Origin of the sequence: Sphingomonas sp. (assembly GCF_024508665.1) — a bacterium.
Taxonomy (GTDB): Bacteria; Pseudomonadota; Alphaproteobacteria; order Sphingomonadales; family Sphingomonadaceae; genus Sphingomonas.
Genome location: NZ_JANINP010000006.1, coordinates 705,476 through 730,042 on the forward strand (window position 1 = coordinate 705,476; position 24,567 = coordinate 730,042).

The 24,567-nt window shown below is 60.2% G+C and carries 15 protein-coding genes; 4 read left to right on the forward strand and 11 right to left on the reverse strand.

The genetic code is table 11. The annotated features are described in order from the left end of the window. Positions 1–29: 29 nt before the first annotated feature. Together Q0L25_RS12200 and Q0L25_RS12205 are read left to right on the forward strand one after the other, a co-directional pair. Positions 30–1,586 carry a Fic family protein gene (locus tag Q0L25_RS12200; protein WP_296614598.1) on the forward strand — a complete coding sequence of 519 codons (1,557 nt, stop codon included), beginning with the start codon at positions 30–32 and terminating at the stop codon, positions 1,584–1,586. Between the two features lie 339 nt (positions 1,587–1,925). Then, positions 1,926–2,564 (forward strand): DUF6088 family protein, encoded by a 639-nt coding sequence (locus Q0L25_RS12205; protein WP_296614600.1) that lies wholly within the window; start codon positions 1,926–1,928, stop codon positions 2,562–2,564. 166 nt (positions 2,565–2,730) lie between these two features. On the opposite strand, the gene Q0L25_RS12210 is transcribed toward Q0L25_RS12205, so the two are convergent. Then, a complete protein-coding gene (locus tag Q0L25_RS12210) occupies positions 2,731–3,774 on the reverse strand; it encodes a hypothetical protein (RefSeq protein ID WP_296614601.1) in 1,044 nt (347 codons plus the stop codon). A gap of 456 nt (positions 3,775–4,230) precedes the next feature. Between Q0L25_RS12210 and Q0L25_RS12215 the strand changes: the two genes are divergently transcribed. Both Q0L25_RS12215 and Q0L25_RS12220 read left to right on the forward strand, forming a co-directional pair. After that, positions 4,231–4,950: a hypothetical protein gene (locus tag Q0L25_RS12215; RefSeq protein ID WP_296614602.1), complete on the forward strand. Its 720-nt coding sequence runs from the start codon at positions 4,231–4,233 to the stop codon at positions 4,948–4,950. Continuing rightward, on the forward strand, positions 4,950–6,584 hold the full coding sequence (locus Q0L25_RS12220; RefSeq protein ID WP_296614604.1) for a hypothetical protein: 1,635 nt from the start codon (positions 4,950–4,952) through the stop codon (positions 6,582–6,584). Before Q0L25_RS12215 ends, Q0L25_RS12220 begins: the two co-directional genes overlap by 1 nt. Positions 6,585–6,695: 111 nt before the next feature. Here Q0L25_RS12220 and Q0L25_RS12225 read toward each other — a convergent pair whose 3' ends face one another. From Q0L25_RS12225 to Q0L25_RS12270, 10 genes are all read right to left on the reverse strand, one after another. Beyond that, positions 6,696–7,553, reverse strand: coding sequence for a hypothetical protein (locus tag Q0L25_RS12225; protein ID WP_296614606.1), 858 nt, complete (start codon positions 7,551–7,553; stop codon positions 6,696–6,698). Then, positions 7,554–8,966, reverse strand: a complete 1,413-nt coding sequence (locus Q0L25_RS12230) for a DNA phosphorothioation-associated putative methyltransferase (RefSeq protein WP_296614608.1) — start codon at positions 8,964–8,966, stop codon at positions 7,554–7,556. Further along, on the reverse strand, positions 8,963–9,436 hold the full coding sequence (locus Q0L25_RS12235; protein WP_296614610.1) for a hypothetical protein: 474 nt from the start codon (positions 9,434–9,436) through the stop codon (positions 8,963–8,965). The genes Q0L25_RS12230 and Q0L25_RS12235 overlap by 4 nt, the downstream gene beginning before the upstream one ends. Beyond that, positions 9,433–14,838, reverse strand: a complete 5,406-nt coding sequence (locus tag Q0L25_RS12240; RefSeq protein WP_296614611.1) for an FtsK/SpoIIIE domain-containing protein — start codon at positions 14,836–14,838, stop codon at positions 9,433–9,435. The genes Q0L25_RS12235 and Q0L25_RS12240 overlap by 4 nt, the downstream gene beginning before the upstream one ends. After that, positions 14,816–16,342 (reverse strand): hypothetical protein, encoded by a 1,527-nt coding sequence (locus Q0L25_RS12245; protein WP_296614613.1) that lies wholly within the window; start codon positions 16,340–16,342, stop codon positions 14,816–14,818. Before Q0L25_RS12245 ends, Q0L25_RS12240 begins: the two co-directional genes overlap by 23 nt. A 113-nt stretch (positions 16,343–16,455) precedes the next feature. After that, complete coding sequence (locus tag Q0L25_RS12250) at positions 16,456–18,267, reverse strand: hypothetical protein (protein WP_296614615.1); 1,812 nt, start codon at positions 18,265–18,267, stop codon at positions 16,456–16,458. After that, positions 18,264–19,088 carry a phosphoadenosine phosphosulfate reductase family protein gene (locus Q0L25_RS12255; protein ID WP_296614618.1) on the reverse strand — a complete coding sequence of 275 codons (825 nt, stop codon included), beginning with the start codon at positions 19,086–19,088 and terminating at the stop codon, positions 18,264–18,266. The genes Q0L25_RS12250 and Q0L25_RS12255 overlap by 4 nt, the downstream gene beginning before the upstream one ends. After that, on the reverse strand, positions 19,085–22,276 hold the full coding sequence (locus Q0L25_RS12260) for a hypothetical protein (RefSeq protein WP_296614620.1): 3,192 nt from the start codon (positions 22,274–22,276) through the stop codon (positions 19,085–19,087). The genes Q0L25_RS12255 and Q0L25_RS12260 overlap by 4 nt, the downstream gene beginning before the upstream one ends. Beyond that, positions 22,273–23,160, reverse strand: coding sequence for a DUF4007 family protein (locus Q0L25_RS12265; RefSeq protein ID WP_296614621.1), 888 nt, complete (start codon positions 23,158–23,160; stop codon positions 22,273–22,275). Before Q0L25_RS12265 ends, Q0L25_RS12260 begins: the two co-directional genes overlap by 4 nt. Continuing rightward, entirely contained in the window at positions 23,157–24,359 is a 1,203-nt protein-coding gene (locus Q0L25_RS12270; RefSeq protein WP_296614623.1) for a cysteine desulfurase family protein, read from the reverse strand. The genes Q0L25_RS12265 and Q0L25_RS12270 overlap by 4 nt, the downstream gene beginning before the upstream one ends. Positions 24,360–24,567 lie beyond the last annotated feature (208 nt).

Here is a 24,567-nt window from a genome sequence, read left to right on the forward strand (position 1 = left end):
ATGGTTGCGCACCATCGAGGGTGAATGCGGTGGCCACTCCCCAGCAAAAGCTCGCGGACGCGCTCGATACGCTCCGCACGCTTCAGGACCGCAACCTCGTCGCCATCCGCAGCGACGATCTTAGTCGGCCCCAGCGCGAGCTGCTCATGAAGCAGGGCTTCCTGCAGGAAGTCATGAAGGGCTGGTATATCCCCGCACGGCCCGATGCGGGTGCTGGCGAAAGCACGGCCTGGTATACCTCCTATTGGGGCTTCTGCAGCGCCTATCTGAACGAACGCTTCGGTGAAGACTGGTCCCTCTCCCCCGAGCTTTCGATTGCCCTGCAAACGGGGAATCGTACAGTTCCAAAGCAGCTCCTCGTGCGCACGCCGAGAGGCGGCAACAAGCCGACGGCACTGCCCTTGGGCACTTCTTTGTTCGACGTTCGCGCGGCAATTCCGGCGCCTGAAGATGTCGCGGTGCAGGACGGGTTGCGCCTCTTCTCGATTCCCGCTGCCCTCATAGCGAGTGCCCCCGGTCTCTATGAAAACAATGCGATCGACGCCCGAGCAGCCCTGGCGACCGTGCGGGACGCGTCCGAATTGCTGGGACGATTGCTCCAAGGAGGCCACAGCGCGATCGCCGGCCGTCTGGCTGGCGCCTTCCGCAATATCGGACGCGAACGCATTGCCGACGACATTTTGAAGGCGATGCGATCGGCAGGCTATACCGTGCGCGAGCAGGATCCGTTTGCGACAAAGCTAGAGACTCTCCTCCCGGCGCGCGAACGCTCTCCCTACGCAGGCCGCATCCGCCTGATGTGGCAGGAGATGCGCGGAGCAGTCCTTGAGCGATTCCCACCGCCGCCGGGCCGCCCCGCCGATATCGGCGCCTATCTCAAGCGCGTGCAGGACAGCTACGTCACCGACGCCTATCACTCGCTATCGATCGAGGGCTATCGCGTCAGTCCGGAACTGATCGAGCGCGTTCGCAGCGGCACGTGGAATCCGGAAGCCGACGAGCAGGATCGCGAATATAAAGATGGACTGGCCGCACGCGGCTACTGGCTCGCCTATCAAGCTGTTCTCAAAAGCCTGAATCGCGTGCTGGCCGGCGAGAACCCCGGTCTCGTCGCCGACGACGAGCACGGCGACTGGTATCGCGAGATGTTCGCGCCGAGTGTTACCGCAGGATTGATCGGCGCGAGCGATCTCGCCGGATACCGCAACGGTCAGGTCTATCTGCGCGGCTCGATGCATGTACCGCTCAACTGCGATGCTGTCCGCGATGCGATGCCGGTGTTCTTCGAATTGCTGAGCAATGAAACCGAGCCTGCGGTCCGCGTCGTCCTCGGCCACTTCATCTTCGTCTACATCCATCCCTATATGGACGGGAATGGAAGAACCGGCCGCTTCCTGATGAATGTCATGCTCGCGGCTGGCGGCTATCCGTGGACGGTTGTGCCCGTCGAGCAGCGCGCCGATTATATGGCTGCGCTTGAGGAGGCCAGCGGCCGGCAGGACATTCGCCCCTTCACGGAGTTCCTGGCGCAATTGCTGGACCGCGAACTGAAGGGGGAAACGGTCGCCCTGCTTCCGAAAGCGTGACTGCCCGAGGCCGGTCATAGCACTTCGAAATATGCGCTCGGAATATACCGCCGGTATATTCCGAGCATGAATTTCAATGCTTCGAGGCAGACGGTCCGCACCGAGCCGGCCCCTTCTCGCATTGGTGTAGATCAGGCGTGATGGGGAATTATCGATCTCATCAGACGCCGGCCTGGGCTCACTGGCCCCCGTCGATTTTCGTGTCGTCGCAGCAAATTTTCTCGCATCTCAGATGCGCGAAAATCTCAAAGCCCCTTTGCACGAAAAACTGAGCCCTCAGCCGAAACGCTCCTATTTTTGTCAGAAACACGTATACATATTTCTGACAAGGAGACGCTGATGCGTGGGACCGGTCTGAATCTGAAAGGGCAAATACTTGATCGGATGGAACAAGCCGCGCCGTTCGGCGCGTGGACGCCGGTCGATTTTCTCGATCTCGGGACACGTGATACCGTCGACCAGGCACTCCATCGACTGACGCGGGCAAAACAGATCCGTCGCTTCGCGCGCGGCCTCTACGACAAGCCCAAAACCAACAGCCTAACCGGCAAGCTCACAAATCCCGATTCTCGCGCCGTCATCGACGCTTTGTCGCGACGCGATCAAACCCGCATGCTCATCGACGGCCTCACCGCAGCCAATGACCTGGGCCTTACGAACGCGGTGCCAGCGAAAATCGTCATTCATACTGACGCGCGCCTCAAATCATTAAAGCTGGGCAATCTCGTCATCGTGTTCAGGAAAACTGCTCCCAGCAAGCTTTATTGGGTTGGACGACCGGCAATGCGCGTGGTGCAAGCGCTGCACTGGCTGCAGGACGTCCTGCCGCAAGATAGCGAACGCATCCGCGCACAGCTGCGCATCGTCTTCGGCCATCCCGATCATGGCGCCGCCATGGTTGAGGATCTGCACCGCGGCATGCACACTCTCCCGGCATGGATGCATGACTTTCTGCGCGATATATTGGGGCGCCCGTAAACGAGATCGACAATGTCGTGCGCCAGAAGGCGGCATTTGGTGCTCAGGGGTCATCGTTGGACCAGGCCAAGCCCGTCGAATCACTTGATCTCTGGGCACTGCGACCGGTGCGGGGGGCAAATCGTCATGGCGGGCTAGCGGCGCGCCTCCAGCAGGCCGAATGAGATCAGCCGTCAACCTCATACATGTACGCCATCGGGTGTTTGCGCAGTATCTCGCGGCGCTTCGCCGCATATTTGTTCGACGTGCTCAACATTCCACCGATCGTGGCCGGGGCGCCCGTCAGCGTGAGCGCCGCAGGGATGACGATTGGGGCCGCGGCCGCCGCGGCTACCACGCCTGCCGCCAGAAGCGCTCCGCCCGCCAGCGCGAAAGTCAGCGTGTCTTTGGAGAGCAGTGCGTCGCGACGCGCCACACCAAGTTCGTCCTTTAGGTCGCGAAGGTCGTCCTCCATCTCCTCCTCGAACACGCGGTCGAGCTCTTCGCGATCATCAGAGCCCGGAACAAACTTGGCCGCCTCGGCAAGATGCTCCTCCAGCCGGTCGAGATAGAGGTGCCGCAGCGCGCGATAATGATGTCCCGACGCCTTGGCCTCGCGTTTACGGAAGGCGACAAGCTTGCCGAGATCGATCTGATCGAGCGAAATGCTCTTGAAGGTGAGGGGGACAACCCGGTCGAGGCCGTCGGCAGCGGCGGCCGGTTTCCTCGTGACGCCGGGTAGGTTCGCGATCGTCGCATAGGCGATGCCGCGATCGGTGATCCGCGCCCGCGTTTCACCCGCCATCACATCCGCCAACATCGACATGATGGTCAGCCCAGCGGTCTGGCTCGCCGGATAGTCGGCATCGTCTAACAACTCGCCGATTAGGTCATTGTCTCTGAGCATCTGCCAGGTCTCGTGCATCAGCTTCTGGGGCCACATCTCATAATCTTCGTGATGGCGCATCGCCGTCCGGTAAAGAAAGGTCTCGGGCACGCCAGTTGTGAGGAGGTCCTCCAGCAGTGCGTGCACCTGCCGCTTGTGGTCGTCCGACGGTGACCGCGCGTCGCCGAGAAGCTCCATCGCCTCGGCCATGGCGCGGTCCTCATAATGGCCGCGATACCCTCTCCATGGCACGATCGTTTCTACGCGATCCCAAGTCAGCAGGGCGCTTCGGACGAGCCGTTCCGACTGAATTTCAGTGTGCGGGTAATAGAGCGCGGTCCGCATTATCGCTTCCCCCTTCGTCGCGGCGCGATCGCCGCCCGGCGCTTCACCCCGACTTGATCAGTGTTGCACGGATAGCTTAGTCCCGGAAGCAAGTACTGTCGCGGGCGGATCAACTGCGTTCAGCGCCGATGGGCGTATTCGATAGACCTGCAGCTTCGGCATGCCCCGACCGCGACACAGGCGTTTGCTGAGGCGCATGCACGCCGGCTCGGAGCTCGCCCGTGCCGATCCCCGACCTGGCTGGATTGCGAACTGGTATCGCTCCCTCGGTTCGCGACGTGATGTCGGAAAAGCGTTGGCGCAGCAGGCGCAATGGCTGATCGACGCAGGGTTGGCCGCGCGCGGCGGGGCGCGTATGGCTGACCACGGAGCGGTGGGTTGCCCCCGAAATCATTGCGGCTATCTAGCATTAGGCCCCGTGATCGTGTGGCGGGGGTGACAATAGCCGGGGGCAAGATGGCAGCGAAGGCGCCGCGAGAGATCATTGAGGGGCTGCACGCGCAGTGCGCCGGAGTTGTTAGCCAAACATACGCAGATGGCCGCGAGGCGCTTCTAGCCCAGCGGTACGACTTCCTGGCAGACCTCGAAACCTGGTCCAGTGTGCTTCTGGATCGGCCAGAAAACGCATTGTTCGAGGTGGCGCAGCGGGAATACATCGTCTCGATGCTCAGCCTGGCGCAAGGCTTATATCGGAATGCCTTTAAGGGATTGCGGCTGGTCCTCGAGCTCTATCTCCAGGGTGTTCTACTCTCGTCAGATCCGATCGGGCGCGCTGAGTGGCTACGTAACGCCAAGGACACCTATTGGAGCAGCATAGTGGATGAGGAGAATGGGGTTTTCACTGTCCGCTTCGCACGGGCCTTCTTTCCTCAGATCGAAGAGCGAGTCGGAGCATTTCGCGGAGTGGCCAAGGGGTTATACCGTGAGCTGTCGGAGTGCACGCATGGCAACGTACCCAGCGCGATCCAGCTTCCGGAGAACATTCGCTTCGATGTCGATGTCTTCAACACTTGGTGTGAGAAGGCGGACACGCTCCGCCCAGTCGTGCATTTTGCTCTAGCGATGAGATATTTGAACGAGCTATCCGCTGGTCAATTCTCGGCGGTCGAGACGCTGCTGCTTGACCGCCTAGGAGACATCAACGTGATACGGGAGCGACTTGGGGGACCAATCTGATGGCTGCTATCGGCGCCGAGGACTTCATCATTCGGACCGAGGATATCCTCGCAAGTGAGACACTTAAGCTGTTTGTGCCGACGGCACGCGACGAACAGCTCGTCGTGCTCCTCAAGGGGCAAACCCCAGTAATCATCGAGGGCAGTCGCGGGACCGGCAAATCGATGCTGTTGCGCGTTTGCGAGCAGCAGCAACTCGCCTCGTATGAAAAGGACCGTGTTCTTCCGGTCTACGTGAGCTTCAACAAGAGTTCCCTGCTGAATTCGCCTAGCCCTAGGCAATTCGTGCATTGGATGTTGAGCCGCGTTTCCGCGGCGATATTCCGCGCGGTGCAGAAGCAAGGCCTCGTCGCGGGATCCTCGCGGGCGCTTCGTGTCCTCACAGGCGGCACCGATGAAAAGGCGGCGGCGACGGGCGAGACGAGGCTAGAAGAGATCGCCGAGGCCTTCGAAAAGTCCTACCTCACACCAGACTTGGAAATCGACGATGCTGGCGTTCCCACCGTCGAAAAGTTCCGCAACGCGATCGAGGACGTCTGCGAGGACTACGGCATTCGGCGCTTCAATCTACTTTTCGACGAGGCCGCCCACATCTTCAGACCCGAGCAGCAGCGCCAGTTTTTTACGCTCTTCAGGGATCTACGCTCGCCTCGGATGACCTGCAATGCTGCCGTTTATCCCGGGGTTACGGCGTACGGGGGAGTGTTCGAGGGAACGCACGACGCTCAGATCGAGCAACTGACGCGCGATGTCATGGACCCCGACTACGCCAAGCAGATGCGTGAGATCGTGCTACGGCAGGCGAACTCGGCGCTGGCGGCCACTATCCAGAGTCGTGGCGAAAACTTCGACGCGCTGGCTTACGCAGTCAGCGGAAATCCGCGCCTGCTTCTCAAGATCGTCGCGCTTGCCGGTAAGCTTGCCACCGGTGAGGTCCAGAGCGTCATCAAGGAATTCTTTCGCGTCCAGATATGGGCCGAGCATAGCGGACTTGCCGAGCGCTACCCTGGCCACAAGGCTCTGATCGATTTCGGCCGCACGTTCATGGAAAACAACGCTATTCCAGAGGCGAAGAAAAAGAACGACGGATGGAGAGAGAATGAACGGGATATCCGGAGCAATGTCATCTGGATCTCCAAGGACGCCCCCGCCGCCGCCAAGGAGGCAATGCGGCTGCTTATGTACACTGGCGTGCTGTCTAGGATAGATGAGGGCTACAAGGGTAGCGGCAGCCAGATCGGCTCGCGCTATGCCATCAATATCGGCTGTCTCGTCGCTGGCGAGGTGTCGCCGATCCCCGTTATTGGTGAACTCCGGCGTTACAACACTCCTAAGCGCTTCACTGAGTTCGGCGGAAGCAATCCCCAATTCGCTGAGATTGACCGGCAGGTTGGGACGTCGATCGAGGCCGACCTGTCGGTCAATCTGACCGCTCTGCTGGCGAAATCCGTGACCAAGCTCGACTTGACTGATCACCAGAAGAGGGCGCTGCAATCAGTTGAGCTCGACACCATTGGCAAGGCATTCGAGGCTTCGGAGGAGAAATATCAGGAGGCCAAGTACATCGGTCCGGTTAGATCACGGAGGATGAGGAATGTCGTGATGACCGCAGCGTTAGAATTCCTCTCCGGCTAAGCGACCGAACATGATCCTCTTTCGATGGGGATGTCGCGGCTTGGCGGAGATGGGGACGTGTGGGATCTGATCGGGCGCTCGCAAATCCGCTTCCCCTAGATGCGATCAGGATTATTTCAGAAAGTTGGGAAGCTGTGCAATTACTGCTTGCTCGTCAGCATAGCGGTGCTGAACGGCGTCGTGGATGCCCATTATCAGCGCCTTCATCGTTGCTAGCGATGATCCAAAATAGCTTTTGTCTATGGTAATCGGCTCACCTGTCTTAGCCCTCGCTCGGTTCGTTGCCTTTTCGAGATAGCGCTGATCAACGATTCCTTGCGAGTGTACTAGTACATCTCGCGTGGCTTTTGCTTCGACGAATGCAAACATCACACTTTGATCGATTTCGATCTCGAGCACGTGCTTGGTATATCGTAAATAAGCGGACGGAGATGCGTAAATCGCGCTTAAGATCCGCGATCTGACCCAGTCCTCGAGGATTTCTTCCTTCGATTTTCGAAGCAGCTCGCCAAGATGTATTTCGGCATCAGAAGGGCCATTCTTTAGGCCGCGCTCCAGTCGTTCTGGATACGCGCGCAACATAAGTTTAAGTATATTAGCGAGATAATCTTCCGTGATCGAAACCGCTAACATTAGAGATTTGCCGTATTCCTCTTGGCCGGCCATCCGCGAAAGTAAACTGGCCATTTGCTTTTTGTCGCGTCTGATCCGGGCCTCAGGACGGCTTCCGCCAGAGGGCACGACGAAATGATGGTATGAGTTCTGATCATTCTTCCGCTCCAGCTGTTCTTGCCGCGCTATTAGAGCCGTCACTGTGATCTGCGTGCCGACATGCAAATCGTTCAAGCGCTTGATATAGCGATCTTTATAGCTTTTGAGACTTTTGGGCTCATTGGCAATGTGTTTTCTGGTCTTGGGCGCGCGCAGCTTGACTTGCCGCTTCGGTTGTCGAGTTCGTTCCTTGGCCATCTAATCGACCCGAATCATCAGCACGGTGTCAGCCAGTACGCGCTCCTTTCGAACTTTGGTCTCGGCTTCGCGCTGCGCGCGAGTGCGCGCTTTAAGTACCACGCTTTTGGCGATGAGCATGCGTCGAACTAGGTGTGTTCGCATCGTTTGGCGTTTGAGATCGACTGAAGTTGCAGAATTTGCGATGGGAAAGCGCACTTTGCGATCCTCCAGCGGGAGATACGTGACGTTGCGCTGAGCACTATCAATCCGAACCAAGCTATCCGAGTCTGGCTCGCCAGCGAGATAGGCGGCACATCCCAGGTATAATCGGAGCACTCCTGGAAGCTCGTCGCTTCGCCGTACATCGAGCAATAGACGCCCTTTTTGGTCAAGCCTGCCCATATCCTGCTCGGCGGCTTGCGCCATCGCCGCACTAACTCGGTTCTCGTCGCCCAGCGCCAGGAGATAGTCCATCGCGGCTGCCATGACCTCGCGCTGACTGCCAAAGTGCACTCGAATGTCGCGCACCATCGCTGAGCTCGGCCGTTCCGCCGTGGTCGAGCGGTTGAGCCGGGCAAGCGCATAGTGAACGAGCAGATCTTCGCGCATCGCCGCGGCAGCTGTGTCGAGCTGTTCCGGGCTCAACTGCTCCTGCAACATCAAGTCTAGTGCGCGCTGCAGCGACACACGTTCGCGTGCCAGCTGTTCAAGCACTGCAGATGGCACCTCTTCAGCTGCCGGAAGCCGACCACGCAGCAAGGTGAGTTCGGCGAGCGCCTCAAGCGCCTCTATGATCCGTTCGCTGGCAGCGGGTTGAAGCGACCGCCCGCGCCGCTCGCGTTGGTTGCGGTACTCCAGCGTACTGGCACGGCGACCGATCCGCCGACGCAACAAAAATTCCTCTTCGTCTTCGCTCTCGCGAAAAACGAAGAAGATTCCCGGCGCTGCCGACACTGGCGCCTTACCCACCGTGCTGCTGATCAGCTCGCGCAACTCGGGTTGTGAAAAGTACTTCTGAAACGTATCGCGGCTCGTCAGGTAGCCGTCCCGATAGAGTCTGAGGCCGTCGGTTGGAACCTGGCCGACAATCATTGTCGAGACAGCGAGGACCCTGCCAGTCAGGACCCAGGCTGCTTCCAATGCGTGGCGTCGCTCGCCAACGTCTTCGATGACATTGAGGACGAAGCCGAGATTGACAACGTCAGCCGATCTGCGCGGATTGTCGGCGCAAAAATGGGGATCCCACCCCGCTGCCACGATCCCTGCGGCGGCGAGAGCTCTCAGGTCGTCGCCTTGACCGCAGCCATAGTCGAATACCGTGACGCCCGCCTGAATCACGCCGTGCTGGACCATAAGCGACATGGGCTGCGATAGCGTATGGCGCACCATCGCGGTGCGGTGGCGCTGAACCTGTTCGGCTTGGATCGTCAAAAGGGTTGCCCCTGCGGATCGCGGCGTGCGCTGGCGAGCATTGCAAGCCATGCGTTGCGCCGCCCAATGCGGTTGTGATCGCGAAACAGCCCAAGCCTTTCAAGGTCCGCCGTCAGTTCGGCCCAGCGCTCACGTCCGGGATAGCTGTCAGCGACAAGTAGTTCCTTGCGATGAAGGATGAGCGGATTGAGCGACCTTTGATAGTCGGTATAGCGCACGCTGCGCGCGCCGATATCGATCAGGGCCGCTCGCGCGAGGGCGGGGAATGCCTCGGTATCGAACAGGGGATAGTCGAGTAGTCCGACAATATCGCCAGATTCAATTCGTGCCACGCTCCACTCGAATTCCTCTGCGAGCCGGCTTGCACGTTCGACCAGCACCTTTTCTGAGGGTGGCAGGCGTCCAAGTGCGCTGACATGAACATAAAGCGCGCCGCGCACCCGTTTTCCGACTGCACTATCGCCGTTCATTGTTCGGTGGTGGTGCCGCGCTCCCACGTCGCGACGATTGCATCGACCAGCTCCTCGACATCATCTTCCCCGATGAAGGGGACCTGCGCATATATCTTCTCGTCACTATCGAGCTTGGCGATCAAATGGCCCTTGCCGAGCAGCCTGTCCGCGCCCTTTTCGCCAAGCGCGATTTTCGAGCTGCCTTCATCGGGCAAACGAAGGATCAAGCGGTTGCCGAGGTTGGTGCGCAGCTGCATCGTCATGACTTGCACATCGGCGCGTTGGTAGATCATCACCAAGTGCAAGCCAGCGGCCCGCGCCTTGGTCGCGATCTTGTTGAGTAGCGCTTCGACCTCCTTCTTGAAGTCGTCGTCTTGCATCCAATTGGCGACCTCGTCGAAGAAGACGACCACGCGCGGCAAGCGTTCGCTGCGCGATACGCGCTTGTTGAACTGATCGATGTTGCGGAAGCCGCGCTCCGAAATTTGCTCGTGTCGCTCTTCCATCTCGATGACGAGCTTCTGGAACAACGCCACCGTCTCGGCCTGGTCGGATACAATGCCGCCGCGCAGATGCGGTAGCCGTCGTGCCCAGTTATAGTCTAGGCCACGCTTGGGGTCGATCAGATAAAGCTCGATCTCGTCGGGCGCGTTGCGCGCGCACAGGTCGAGCATGAGGTTGGTGACCAATATTCCCTTGCCGCTGCCTGTGCTCCCGGACACCAGGGTGTGCGGTGCCGCTCGCTCCTGACCGCCAAAATCGCCAGCCAGCGGCAGGTAGAGCAATTTGCCGTCGTCTTCCTTCTCGCCGATGACCGGCGCAAACCGTTCCACAGGGCCAGCATCCACGCTCGGCACTTGGCGCAGCCATGCATCGGCAAGGTGGAGGATCGCGCGCTCGGGTCGTCGTACCGCGATCGCGATGCTGCCGGGCTGCGGGCTGATCCGCAAAATGTCGATCCGGTGTCTCGTGAGCAGATCGGTCTGCCTTCGCTCGAGCCAACTCACGGTCAGTGTCCGCGCGCCGACGTAGATCAGGCCGCTGTTCGGTGTCAGCCGCGAGTCCAGGATCGGAGCATCCATCCCCTCCGACTGCAGCGCATTTTGCAGGTCCTGCACGATCTGCCGGAGCCAAGCTTCGCCCTGTGCTTGATCTTCGACGCGGCTCATGCGGGCAAGCGTGCCCGCAATCGCTGGTGGCCAGCCTGACGCTCCCTCGGTATCGCCGGCCGCGATTTGAATCGCCGACTGCGCTGCGGGTCCCACGGCCGGATCGTCCGCAGAGCTTTCCGCTACGGCCTTGCCTGGTGTCTCGCTTTGGGCGGATTGTGAGGCGGTTACCGAGGCGACAGCGGATGATGCAGCCCCAGTACGCGGTGCCGAAGCGTTGTGCATTGCAGCCGAGTTCGCGCCGCTTGGAGATGGCGTCGGCACTGGTGGCGGTGACGGCGGTCCGTCTTCGCTGGCTACTGGCGGCTTCCCTCCATCGCCGCTTCCGCCGATGGGCCAATCCCCAGGAAGCGGCAATGGTGGAGCTGGCTTGTCCTCACCGAGCGCTGTCAGCAGTTCCACCACCTCGGCCTGACCATGCACCCATTGTGCAACCGGCCGGCGCTCCTCGGCCGGCATATCACGATCTGGCATGACCGCTGTGCTGGGTGGGCTCGCCAGGTCGTAGCTGAACACCATGGAATGACCGCTGACCTCGATCCGCACGCTCTGCTGACGTAGCGCTTCGATCCACTCCAGCTGCGACATGCCAGCGACAGTATCGAATGGATCCATTTGCTCGAGCAGCATGTCCGCGATGCGGTTGCGCCAGATTGACGGGTCGAGACTCGTCTCGGGAAGCAGGAGCCGACGATGCATCTCCGTGAAGGTCGCTTCAAGCTGCCGCAGCGACGTCGTCCGCATCTTGTTGAGCGAGGAGGCCGTTCCGTACTTGGCCTCCGCGATGACGATCTTGATTACAGGCTCGCCAGCGACACTCGTGAAAGCGACCGACAGGATATCCGCCATTTCACCGCGTAGGTCGAGCCAGTGCCGATTGTCGTCGAGGAAGAACCACGCGGCCGCATAGTCTTCACTCTCGGCAAACCAGCCTTCGAGGCGCCGCTCGGCAAGCACGAGCCCGATCAGCTCCTGAGCGAAATTCCACCACTGCGCGGCCTTCATCACCACGGCGCCCGATAGTCGCGCGGCAATTGCATGCAGGCGCTTTAGAACGGCGTTGCGCAGTTCGAGCGATGCGTTGGGTAGCAACTTCGCCAGATCGTTATTCAACCGGTCACCGAGGTCCGTGCTGCTGACCTCGGCCGAGACGATCACGTTGTGGGCCGAATTGGGCGTCGAGAAGTAGCGGATGATCCGCCGGTCATCCTGCACGATCAGGCGGCGATCGGCGATGCGGTCGAACGTTACCACCCAGTTGGCAAGTGCGTGCGCGCGCTTGAGCACGTCCGCCACGCCAGTATCGACAAATTCAACCCAGCGAAGCGGCAACCACGGGGCAGTCCGAGCGGTATTCTGGCGAACGAGCACATCGTGAAGCGCGTTGGTCCAGGCGACCACAGCCGACGGTTGCACGGTGGCGGTCAAATATAAACCGGATTCGACGCTACGCTTCTTGAATGGCAGTCGCTTCGATCGCGCAGTGGGGATATGCGTGCCGAACGCAACTTCTTCAGTGATTGGGTCCCCTTCAACCCAGCGCACCAAGGCCGAGCGTGCAATCACATCCTGGAGAAGCACCAGATCGCTGCCTTTGCTCGTTTCCGACGAGGTTAGCCGGTCCGGGCCCACCAGACTGATGCGCAACCGTGACATGAAGGAGCGGCTGGGATCGCCGGCCGTGGCATTGTCGAAGTCCGATGCCATGCGCCGATTTTGGCTCTCATAGAGTTCACGCAACCGCGCCGGATCATCGTGGGTCACAACCAGGTCGCAACGGACATCCGAATTTTCATCTACCAGCCGCGTCAGGCTCTTGGCCAGCAGCACCGGAATGTCGTCAGACTCCGCACCAAGCAGCACGATCGAGAAATTGGCGCGCTCGTGCGGGCGCAGATCAAGATATTCTGAACTCACACGGTGCAGCGAATCCACCGCTTCCTGTGCCCCGTCCTCCCCGATATTGCGCACGCCGTCGCCTTCGGCTTCTTCAAGCATGCTGCAATCGAGCACGCGCTGAGTCTCCGCCAACAGGGTCGAGCGCGGGCCTAAGCCGCGACCGATATCCGCATAATAGGTGGCCGATAACGTTCGCACGCGGCTTTCGAGGAAATCGCTTGCACCAGTGCGTTGCTGCGCGTTCGACGCCAAAATCGCTTTGGCCGCCTCAGCAGACTGCAGCGCCTTGGCCCGGATCTCAGCCAGACGGAACGGGTGCCAGGTGGCGACGATTGCCGCTGGACGCTTGCCTTCGATTTGAATGCAGCCAATCTCGAGCAATGGCGCGACTAGCTCACGCAAACCCGCTTCCGATGCTGCATTTCCCTGCAGCGTGATGAGCAGGTCGCCATAGCGTTCGGCCTGATCGATCAACGCGCTTGCGGCGAGGCCTTCGCCATCGATTAGCGCTGCGATAGCCGCGGTATAATTTGCGCGAAACGCCTCGAAGCTTGCGGCGATCGCATCCGCGGCGATATCGCTGATTACGGCATCGGCGCGCAGCTCGTCGAGTGCCTTCGCAAACCGGGCGCATACCCGATTATGCTCGGCCTCCGAATTGGCGAGCATGCCGCTCTGCATGCCGAAGGTGTCAATCAACGAGCTAGCGTCTTCCAGATCGATGCCGCTAGCGCCGCGGCGTGCACGCTTGTTCTCCGAAGCAGTGCCGGTGAGCAGAAATGCCGAAGCCGCACCGGTGGGCTTGAGGAACCGCAAATCCGAGGGCAGTGAATAGCCGACGGCGCTTGGCTTGGGGCGCCAGCTCATCTGAGCGCGGGAGATCGCGGTTTTAGCTTTGCCGGATTTGATCTCGGTGACCTCGGCCGCATCAACCAGAAAGGCCTCGAACTCGATCGTAGTCGAGCCCGACGCTCCATCGACTGGCTGCTTCTCCCAATCGGTCGTCCAGCAGCGTCCGAAATCGAGCACAATCTCCGGGGTAAGCAACTGATCGAGTCCGCGATAGCGATCGCGCAGATAGAGCAGCTGCGCTTTCAGCTTCTCGTTCGCCCAAAAGCTTGCCTGATCCGAACCCCGCAGCCAGACATAAATAGCCCGGCCGCTGCTTTCTTCTTCGGAACATACCCCGTCGACGAGGCGCAGTAAGCCCTCGATTAGGTCATCAACCTCGATCGGGCGTTTGAAGATCAGCTTCTCCCAGCGCCGGTAGAGTTGGGGGCTCTTTTTCAAACGCTCACGGTGCGCCTCGAAAAAGGCGTCGATCTTAGTGCCTGGCTTTGCCACATCGCTTTGCAAGCCGTCGAGGAAACTGATTTCCTCTGCCGTCAGCGTACCGCGAAACTCTTGATCGAACAGGCGCCGAGTCTCTTGGCCGAAGGACGGTTTCTCGGTCTTCTTGGTCTGTACGAAGATCGCAGTTAGATCGTCCCAGGCGATCTCAGCAGCATCGGCTTGGGCCTTGCTCCATTGCCCGTCGCGCACGTTGCGATCGTCACACAACGCCGCGACGCGTGCGGCATTTTCGGCGCTGATCGATTGCACATCAGCCAGTTCAGAGAGCTTGCGACGCAATTCGCCTGAAGCGAGCGTCTCGCCGTCCTTAGCACGGCGATAGAGAAAGGGCTGCGCGTCGCTTCGTAGGCGCTGGAAGAAATCGCGCGCCGCAGGGACCGTGGCCGAGATGCTCGACTTGGCGTCGCCAGCGTTGCGCGGCAGCCGGAGCGCGGGCAGGCTTTCTCGCACCGCATTCTCGAGCATAGAGCCCGCTTTCATTGTCGCTGCCACTCGGGCGCAGAAATTCGCAAGCAGGATCGGAGTGACGACTAGGTCGCTACTGATCAGACCCTCAAGGACGGTAGCGAACTGGCTTTGGGTTTCGGGCACGCTGTGGGCGAGCGCCACTTCGGCCCAGAGCTGCGGCCGCTCCAGCAACCAGCTCTCATCAATGCGCGTAACATGGCCCAAACTCTGCTCGACCGCGCGGATTTGCGCCGCAGGAACGGAGAAGATCGTCGCTCGAACGCCGTCGGTTGGATGATTGCGGTGCCATGTCGCGGTCTTCGTCGATTCCTGTGCCGCGCCGATGTCGCCATCTTTAAGCGATTTATGGACAAACACCTCGATTGGGCCGACGCTTGGAATCGCCGCGACGGCGCGTGCGATCGCCGTGGTGACATCGGGTTTAAGCCCCATGATGCCAAAAAGGGCGCGGGTGCCAGGTCTGGCAAGCAAGTCGGCTAGGCGCGTCGCCGTGACCTGGCCGACGATATCAAGCGGCGTCATCAAGGTCATCGTCAGTCAGCATCGCACTATCGGGGTGGAACGGGTTGAACACGAATGCGCAATCGTCCGACTTGCGCTCCAGGAAGCCGAGCATTCTGAGCCGGTCCTCGAAACTCCGCTCATTCTCACGGAAGCTGGCATCAACCTCGGGCAGCTCTCCGTTGAACGCTAGCATCGCTTCCTGCGCCCCGATCACAATGCGGTATCGTTTGAACAGGGTGTGTAGAAACGAGTCGAGTTCTACCGGACCAGTCACGTTGGCGAGTACCAGAGCCTCGATCAGCTCGTCGTTCGGAGCGTACCAGGTGCCAACACCAGCACGCGCGGTGATCGCGCCAATCTGTCGGCTATGCGCGACATACATCGCGCTTACCGAGTGCGAGCGGGGCTTCTGAACTTCATTCAGCAGCACCTCGATCTGCTCGCTTGCACTGGGCATGTTGTAGGGATCGGAACCGATGTCGCGTTTCCACAAGAACCGTTGCTCGAGCGTGTTGCGCGCCGTCATGCTGGCTTGTTCGCTCACCTCGATCGCTTCCCACTCCTCGCTGTCGCGATACACTTCGACGAACGTCCGCATCGCCTCCGGCAGCAGACGGCGATGGCGTTGATACATCCCCTCCGAGAGCTTGCGCAGACCATTTCCGGAAGTGCTGCCCACCATGTCGAGCACATAGGGCGGTACGTGGCCATCGGCGCCTTCGACCACCTCGACCGCGCGTTCCACGATGTAGAGAAGCAAGTTGAAGCCACTAAGACGCGCTAGCGATGCCAACGATGTCGCCACCGGCATTTTCTTGAGTGAGAGAATTGCGCGCCAATCTTCTGCCAGCCGCTCATAGGCTTCATGATAGGGGAGCGGCAGAAAACCGGTGTTGAGTGAACGCGGCACATCCTCATATGCCTCGCCGCCCATCAGCTTGCGCGCCAAGCGGTTCCAGGGGCTGTTGGCGCCGATCAGTTCATTTTGGACGAGCGTCGCTATTTCGATGCGCAGCTTCGAACGGTTGATCATTAAGTACATTAACTCGCCCGTCCGTCGCATGAAGCGACGGTCGGACGTGTGCGCGACTTCCTTGACGTCGGCAAAAAGCATCGAGCTGCCGAGGGGCAATAGGTGTCGAGAGGTTGGCCGGCGGCTGCTATTGCCATCCACCTGCCCGCTCCGGAGCAATGCAACCGCGTTCGCGAGATCCTGGAATTGCGGGAAGGTTTTGCGCAAATGCGGCACATCCACCGGCGGCTTTGCACCTAGTTCTTCGATCCAGTTCGACCACATCGCCGAATTCTCGACGCCCGACGTTGCGATCTCGTCGATGTGTTGGTCGTTGAACAATAAATGCCGCAATCCCAGTGCCAGCGGAGCGTCGTAATTCACCCACTCATGCTCGCCTTGGCCGTTGGCATCCACGCCTGGTCCGGGAAAGATCGGTCTTTGGTGACGCGCCCGCGAAAAGCAGATGTGCAGCGTCTCAAGCACGGCCAGCCACGGCGATTGATCATCATACAGCAACAGGCCCCAGATCGGGACCTCGCACCACAAAGTCATTTGTGTCAGCTGGAGTTGCCGGGGCAGTTCGAGACTTCCCGGGACCAGCAAGGGCGTGCGTGTGGGTTCCGGCATTGTCAGACCTCGAGCGTCTTGGCGTCGACGTTGCCCGACGAGCCCAGCGACAACACGAACACGTTGCTCAAATCGCCCTCGTCGCCCTCATCGCCAAATGCCGCGCTGGTGATCAGCGCGAATTGGCGAACTTCCTGCTGACATTGACGCGAAAAGCTGGAGGGCAAGCTACCTTCCTCCACCCGCAACAGATATTCGAACAGCAAAGGCCGGATTTCCAGCGGATCGATGGTGCCCTCGACCGACCTGCTGCGGATACGCAGCATCGGCCGCCGCCCGGCGGGATCCATCTCGAGTTTGATGTTCTGCGCCCTAGCTCCGCGCTGGATCGCATCAATTGTTGCGATCCGGCCCACAGTATCGTCCGTCCGCCCTATCGTGCCCGCGAGCCATAACTTCTCGCTCTCCTCGGTCATCATGCCGAGGTAAGCGCGATTGAGCCCCTTGATGAGACGCCGCGCAATTTGGTCGAGATAGGTCTTGTTGGCCTCGGTGTCCTCAAGGGCTGAGATCACTTCCAAATAAGTGCCCGCGTGATGAAGCACGGTGAATCGCCATGGCGACGACATACCGAGCCGGTCTGCCGACAAACGGAAGAAGGCGCGACGGCGCTGCGTCGCGATGCTGCTGCGAAAATCGTCGGCCTTGCTGCGGTCGGCGGTCACATAATAAGCGTGGTGCGCCGGGGCGAACAGCTTCTCGCCGTAGATGAGCTCGCTGCCGAAGATCTCACTGGCAACGTCTTTCGGCTCTCCTTTTGTAAGTGCTTCGTCGAGCAAATTGTTGGTCTCGTCGCCAAGGCCAAGCGTCGCCATCTGGCTGAACACCACGTTCGCGTCCCGCTGTCGCTTAGGCATATTGAGACCGAGCGCATTTTCATACGGGTTGCAAAGCCCGTAATTGCCCTTGGCGGCACGCTGCTTCGCACGGTCGCAATCAAGCAGCGGATCATCGGGGACGCGTTTATCGCCCAGGATGATGTTGACCGCCAGCATGATCAGGTAGCGGATCGGAATATGACTGTCGTTCGCAGCGCCAATACGAAGCGCATCCTTGATCCGCGTCCTGAATGTCAGTCCGGAGCCACTATCCCCACGCAAGATCCCTTGGTTAAGACGGATCGGGCATGGATTGATCGCATCCACTCCTGGACATCCGCTACACGATGTGTCCCAATCGGGATGATTGACCACGGCGTCGAAAATGTCGTCCACTGTCTTGCCGCTCCAGCTGCGGCTGAGATTGAGCAGGATGAGGTCGAGCGCGCCTTCCTTTCGCTCGAACCGTAGCATGCGCGCCAATTCGGCATGGACGTGGGCAGCTCCGAGCGTAGTGCTGTCGCGAAAATAGCGAAGCAACTGCCCATCGTTCGCGGCAATGAGATAGCGGACATCGGTCAGCTCACCGTGCAGACATGCGATAATCGCTGCAAGCTCGGCGTCCTTCTCGTCATCTTCAAGTTCGCTGAGATCACGAATGACGCGCAATCGAATGCCGTTGGGCAAGGTCGTTTCGAGGACCGCAGCCTCGCCAGGCCACAGCTCGGGCGCCATCTTCAGCTCCTCGAGCAGCAATTGGCGAATATGATAGGTTTTGCCGTCGCCCGCAGTGCCAGTCAGAATGACATTGTGCGGCGTTTCTCCGCATAACGCTGCCTTCAGCGCCTCGATTTGCGGGGCCGGAATGTCCATCGGTGCGACATTGAACTTGGCGAGTGCCGAGCGGACGTTCTCGTCGCTCAGTACATCGCCTTCAGGCGAAGGCCCATAGGTCCGCAGGAACGATACCAGGGGGCTCGACTGGCAGTCGCTCACAGATGACACACCGCACAGCCGTCATCGGCCTTCGCCTTGATTGCGCGCCGTGGCATTCGCTCGACATCGTCCAGCGAACGGCCATCGACCCAAGTGTATTTGCGCCCCCCTTTCATCGTCTCGTACGCCTTAGCTCGATCGTAGAGGGCAGGATGACGTTCCTTCAGTCCCTGCCACTCGCCGATCTGCTGATAGAAGCAGAAATAACAGCCCGAGCGGCTCCGCCATTCATAGTAATCGGGAAGGCCGAGCCCGGCGCTGTCCAGAATGCGGCCGACCTCGGCGACATCGATACAATCGTCGCGGTAAGGATAGACAGGTGTGATATTGGGTTGCTCAGAGATAACTACCGGCTTGGCGCCTGCGGTGCCCGTGCCAAGATAGCCCGAGCGGTTCTCGTCTGCCCTGATTCCAATGTAGGAATAGGCGCGGTCCGTGCCGACAAAGCGCTCGAAAGGCGCGATTTTCATGATGCGCGTACACCACCGCGCCCTAGGGCTAGGTAGAAAACCGGCGAAATGCTCGTAAAGCGCGACGTCAAAAGCCGTACGCCCGGGCTTTTCCGCAACGTCGAACATCTCCATCGCTGACACGCGATGGATTTCGATACCTAACACGTTCTCCAGTCGATCGAGGAAATCGTAGGTTTCCGGTAGCTCCACGCCGGTGTCGGAGAATACATATTCAAATTTCACATCAGGATTGCGCTGGCGCAGATAGACAGCGAGCGCCGACGAATCCTTGCCCCCTGAAATTGGAACAATATGGCGTGCCGAAGCATCGAGCACGGCATCGTCGACACTTACGCTGACTACGCTCACCGTGCCCCTCCCACAATCTTCATATCCTCATCCGCCGCAATGTCTTCGCCGCCGTCGATCTTGGCAAGCATCTGACGCAAGTCAGCAACTTTCGCTTCGATAATGGGGCGAAGCGCAGCCCGCGGCGTATCGGTATCCAGCGATGCCGCCTCGACGCGTTCGCGCGCTTCGCGCAGGGCAGTGCGGAATTGCGGCGCAGTGCGGTCATCCCACTTGTCGAGGCTTCGCTGGAGGAGAATCGAGCTTAAGGCATTCGCCAGCGACTTTTCCGAGAAGCGGCCATTAGCCGTCTCCAGAGCTTTGCGAACCACCGAGCGATCGACGATCCGCAATGCCGATGCTCGATCGAGATCCTCCATGTCGAAGCAGCCGGCCCAACCCTTGATTGCATCCACGGCCACCGCGCTATCGGGCGCGTATCGTTCAAAGCTGCTCCGGATCACCTCGACCGCCTCGTCAGCATAATCATCTCTCAGCCGGTCTATTTGGTGACGCGCTTGCTCGACACGTTCAACCAGCCTGACCGTCGGTCCGGACATACCGAAAGCGCCGGGGATGTCGTGAATCAATAGCTCGATGGGGTCGTTCGCATTGCCGACGGCGCGCAGCAACGCCTTAGCATGCTGACCAAGGCGGTTGGATCGACGTGCCCCATCAGTCACCGTCAACAGCCAGCCTTGTGCTGCGTCATAGGCTGCGCGCACCAGCTCATCGCCCGCTGCTGGCCGCTCATGCCTGAAGGCGTAGCAGATCTCGGACAGATACTCGGTGAGTTCCGTCGTGATCTTCAACACTCGCACGCAATAGGCGTCAGATGCCGACACCATCGTGTCGAATGGGAAGCCCATGATATCGGGCACGTAGACGCCGTCACGGTAGAGGGCGATCGCGCGTGCGAAGTGCTTGTAACCGGCCGCAATCAGCACGGGCATCACTGCCCGAGGTAGCCCAATCGGCGGCGCAGCGAGCTTATTCGTCAGATCGGCCAGGGACCTGTATCGCGAGGTGCGACCCTGCGTCGGCTGCCGGAAGAACGCGGCAATTTCGGTCCATACTTCCCTCAGACCGGGATCGGCGATCTGGTCAGGATCGGCGAATCGCTCCTCTTCGGCGCGTCGCAGCCCAGTGCGCTCGACGACCGTGCGGTAGATGGATGCCTCGGCACTGCCGTCGCCTTCCTCGTAGCCGAGGCTAGCGCGATCGCTGCGCTCGAGAATCGCACTCACCACCCGCACGCGCGCTGTCTGCATCGTCCGCGATGCCGCCGTACGCATCAGCTGTTCATTGGCGATGCGCGGGGTGTCCCGATACCAGCTGCTGAGCAGCCGAGACGCGGCCACCGAAGCGGGGCGCTCCGCTGTCACGTTCAATTGCTCACCAGCGCTATACCACCGCGCATGAGTGCCGCTCGGATCGAGAAGGACACGCATCAAACGCGCTAGCTGTTCGAATGCGACTGAGTGCAACTCGTCCACCTCAGTCGGAATCATCGGGTCAGATGCGAGGAAATCGGCATCGGCACGGAGCGCCTCGATCGCGACAAGCTCGAGTGCGGCGCCAGTGATATCCAAAGGACGGTCGGGAATAACCAGCACCCAGCGCTCCGCATCCCAAGCCGCGATCAACTTGCGCGCCCGCTCGATATCGGCGCGGTCCTCGGCGAGGAGATACCCGACCATTCCGCTGGACCCAGCATCTACGGCGACTGGCGATGCAAGTTCGCGCGGCAACAAATAGCGCCCTTCGAGATAACGATTGACGCCGAAGTCCGCGTTGTGTCCCGGCGCGCGCACGTGCGGCGCAGGAAAACGCTCATCAAGGAAGGTTCTTAGATCAAATTCGCCCGAGCGTCGGTCACGCTCTTCGCGCACCCGCAGTGCGACATCGATGTCCGCACCATGCCAAACCGCGACATCGTCATTGTGCTGGCGCCACAACAGCAAGCGTGACGAGACCAGCTCATCGAAGGAGCGCGCGATCGTCTGAGCGGTATTGATATCGCTTGCTACGGCCAGTTCCACCACCGCCCGTGGAACGCGTCTGCGTTCGCCACTGCCACCAAGCTGTAGCAGGCACGCTGCTGCCAAGAGTTCGCGTTTGAGCGGACTGTTGGCGCGGGAGCGCGCGCTTTCCGTCTCGACCCAGCGGCGATACGTACCTCCGATCCCGACGTCGGTACGCATCGCATCGGCGAATGCGACATAAACCTCTTCAATTCCGACCGGAAATCCCAAATCCTGTTCACGCAGGAACGAGAACAGGCTGCGCTCGTTTTGCCCGACCCGTGCCACCAATGTCGGAAGCACCTGCAGCGCGCCGGGTGACAACGGCGCCGCCCCCTTGAGCAACGCCGACACCCGTTGTTCTTCGGACATGCCGTCGAACCAACCAGCAGCAATCGCGGCCTTCACAAGTGCGGTGGGTGGCGAGGCGGGATACCCGCTGGTCTCGCGAAGGCTCGTAACCACCTCAGCGACGAGTTCGAAGAATTCCTGACTGTCCTCGATCAGGCGAAGCGCCGCAAAGCGACCTTCGATCTTCCGCCACTCGTTACGCGACGTCTCGTTAAGACGCGTCGCATAGGCGAGCAGATTCTGATGCAGAAGTAGAGTCAGGCTGAGACTAGGTTCGTCCGCGCGCGCGACGCGCTCTGCAAGCCGCTGGATGATATCCAGCTCGCTCGAACGACCATCGGCGATAAGGCCTTCCAAGTGGCGACCGAACTCGTCCCAGATGATCGCGACATGGTCCCAGCCGGCCTCTCGCATTGCCTTGCCAAAACCCTCAACGGACTTCGGGGCGTGTTTCATGCCGATCGCTTCGGAAATGGCGGCAAGCGGATCGCCAACTAGGCCCGACAGCACCACGACTTTGCCACGCACCGGCGCGGTCAATCGTCCGTTCAGCGCCTGCGCAAGACCGGCGTCGACGCGGGCGATGCGAGCGCTCAGATGCGCCAAATCAGCTTGAGTTTCGGTGGCGTTTTCGACGAACAGCGCTCCAACCCCAGCAGCGAGGCTCTTTCCGCTGCCATAAGGGGCGATGACCATTGTCGCGGCGCCCGCGCGCAACACCTGGGCCACGATCGGCAAGGCGCGCCCAGTCGGATGATAATGAAGAAATCGGTCGGGATGGGGCAGGTCCTCGGCCAGGCTCATTGATCGGAAGAAAGCGGTCTGCGCGGTCATGCCGCTGCCTCGATGCGGTCGTACAGGTCCGTCAGCCAGTCGGTCATCAACCGCGGTGCCACGACCAGCATGCGTTCGCCGGCGAGCGAGTCGAGATGCGCGTGCGGAGAGACGGCCACCGCGTTTGCGACCATCGTCTCCAGTGCGTCCAACCCTGCGCAGAATATCCTCCCCGGCCCGTCCTTCATCGTCGCGAGTTCTCGGAGTGAGAAGGCGCCGCGGCCACTATCCTCAACCAGCGATGACACGCAGGCAAGCAGCGCTTCGTGCGGCACGCCGGCTGGGGCTCGCGTGCGCTCGAAGCGCTGGACATGCGCATGCCGAAAGATGAGACCTAGCTCGCGCAAGGGGCAAGCACCCAAATCGTCCGGATCAACGTAATCAACGCCCGGACGGCTGGTATACGCGGCCAACAGGCAAGCGACGTCCTTCTGCGCAACCTGCGGCGTTGCCGGCCGAATGGCGCGAGAGCGCGTGTGCTCGAGAAACGCGTCGATACAACCGTTGCGGTCAAATATGCGCTCGGAATAATGATTGAAGAACCAGGACCAAACCGTGCCAGGTGCGCACACCAGCGAAAGGTGGAGAAACCACCAAGTTCCTGGGAGTTCGCAGAAGGCGTCGCGTTGCGCGATCAGTCGCGCCATCTCCGATGCGCCGCGGGCCTTTGTGTCGCCCTCTTCGGCGGTGAGCCCCATTGCGCGGAGCCAGAAGCTTAGCGACTCGACCATTTTTGAGCCTAGCCCGAGGGCATCGGCCATTTCGGTCGATGCTGAAAAGCTGCCTGAACTGACGAGCCGATCGATACCCTTAGGCAACCAGCCGTACCGCACGGGAAAGGTATAGTGACCGCCATAGGCGTAACGTTGCTGGGGGATGGTCACGGTCGCCCTCGCATCCGGTCGACCGTCCCCGAGATTACTGCGATCGCGTGATTGATCTCGCTGAGTTGGTTATTGACCGACAGCGAGATGCGGATGGTCGAAAAGGCGTCCGCTTCACTCAGCCCCATAGCCACTAGCACATGAGAGGGTTCTGGGCGCCCGGTTGAGCATGCGGATCCCTGCGACACCCTGATGCCTTGCGCGTCGAGATTGGCGACAAGAGCCATCGCATCACAGTTAGCGAAGGTTACGTTTGTTACGTTCGGCAAGCGTGAACTCGCAGAGCCATTGATTATTGCCCCCTCGATCCGACAGAGCCCTTGCTCGATATGACGATGCAACGCTTCAAGATGGCGACGTCGATCGATCCGGTGGAGCGCCCACTCGTCGACAGCGGCGCTAAGACCCGCAATTGCGGGCACCGCCTCGGTGCCCGCGCGTATGCCTCTTTCCTGTTCGCCGCCCTTTAGCAATGCGCGCAGCGGAATCGCACTGTCGTCAGCAACGATAATTGCTCCGATCCCCATAGGACCATGGATCTTGTGTCCGGACATAGTCACCACATCTGGGCCGACGCCTCGGCCCAGATTGATTTCGATCTTGCCCATCGCTTGGGCGGCGTCGGCATGAAAATAACAATGCTGACATTCTCCGACGATCGCAGCAATCGCAGCGGCATCCTGCAGCACGCCGGTTTCGGAATTCGCCAACTGCAGCGACACCAAGCATGGCCCATTGGCGCTGCGCACAGCTACGTTCAATGATTCGAGATCGATCCTTCCACCGCGATCCACCGGCAAAATAGTGACATCGCTACCGACCTGAGCAAGCGCCTTGGCAGTTGTCAGGACTGATGGATGCTCCACCGCAGAGGTGACTATCCGCGCTCGGCCGCCCGCAAAGCTCGACAGCACCAAGTTATTCGCCTCTGTGCAGCCCGAGGTGAAGACGACGCCATCATCGAACGCCCCATTCACCAAGGCCGATAGCGAATCGCGCGCGGCGGTGAGCACGTCACGTGATGCGTTACCTCGCCCATGTCCGCTCGAGGGATTGCCATGACGATGAGACATGGCCGCCACGACCGCAGCGATCACCGCGGGCGTAGGCGCGGTGTTCGCGCTCGCATCGAGATCGACAGCTGCCGCATCTATCATCGCGCCCTCGCGCAACGACGACGCGACCGCTTCAAAATTCATCATAGTCTCCTAGCCTCGACGCTATACGGGTGGCAGGCCACCAGCGCCACATCTAGTCGATATGAGTCTTGCTGATCTGCGCCGATACCGGCCTAACAGAGGTTCTGAGTTTGTTCCAGATCGCGCCGGTCGCCTAGCGCCATAAAAGTGGGTGGATCGATCCCGTTATCATCGTCGACATTCATCCAGTACTGCGGGGACGAGCGAG

Excerpts from the sequence above, each read along its gene's own strand:
- Q0L25_RS12225 (WP_296614606.1), bottom strand. The coding sequence starts at position 7,553 with ATGGCCAAGGAACGAACTCGACAACCGAAGCGGCAAGTCAAGCTGCGC.
- Q0L25_RS12215 (WP_296614602.1), top strand. The coding sequence starts at position 4,231 with ATGGCAGCGAAGGCGCCGCGAGAGATCATTGAGGGGCTGCACGCGCAG.
- Q0L25_RS12270 (WP_296614623.1), bottom strand. The coding sequence starts at position 24,359 with ATGAATTTTGAAGCGGTCGCGTCGTCGTTGCGCGAGGGCGCGATGATA.
- Q0L25_RS12235 (WP_296614610.1), bottom strand. The coding sequence starts at position 9,436 with ATGAACGGCGATAGTGCAGTCGGAAAACGGGTGCGCGGCGCGCTTTAT.
- Q0L25_RS12220 (WP_296614604.1), top strand. The coding sequence starts at position 4,950 with ATGGCTGCTATCGGCGCCGAGGACTTCATCATTCGGACCGAGGATATC.
- Q0L25_RS12260 (WP_296614620.1), bottom strand. The coding sequence starts at position 22,276 with ATGACCGCGCAGACCGCTTTCTTCCGATCAATGAGCCTGGCCGAGGAC.
- Q0L25_RS12210 (WP_296614601.1), bottom strand. The coding sequence starts at position 3,774 with ATGCGGACCGCGCTCTATTACCCGCACACTGAAATTCAGTCGGAACGG.
- Q0L25_RS12240 (WP_296614611.1), bottom strand. The coding sequence starts at position 14,838 with ATGACCTTGATGACGCCGCTTGATATCGTCGGCCAGGTCACGGCGACG.
- Q0L25_RS12205 (WP_296614600.1), top strand. The coding sequence starts at position 1,926 with ATGCGTGGGACCGGTCTGAATCTGAAAGGGCAAATACTTGATCGGATG.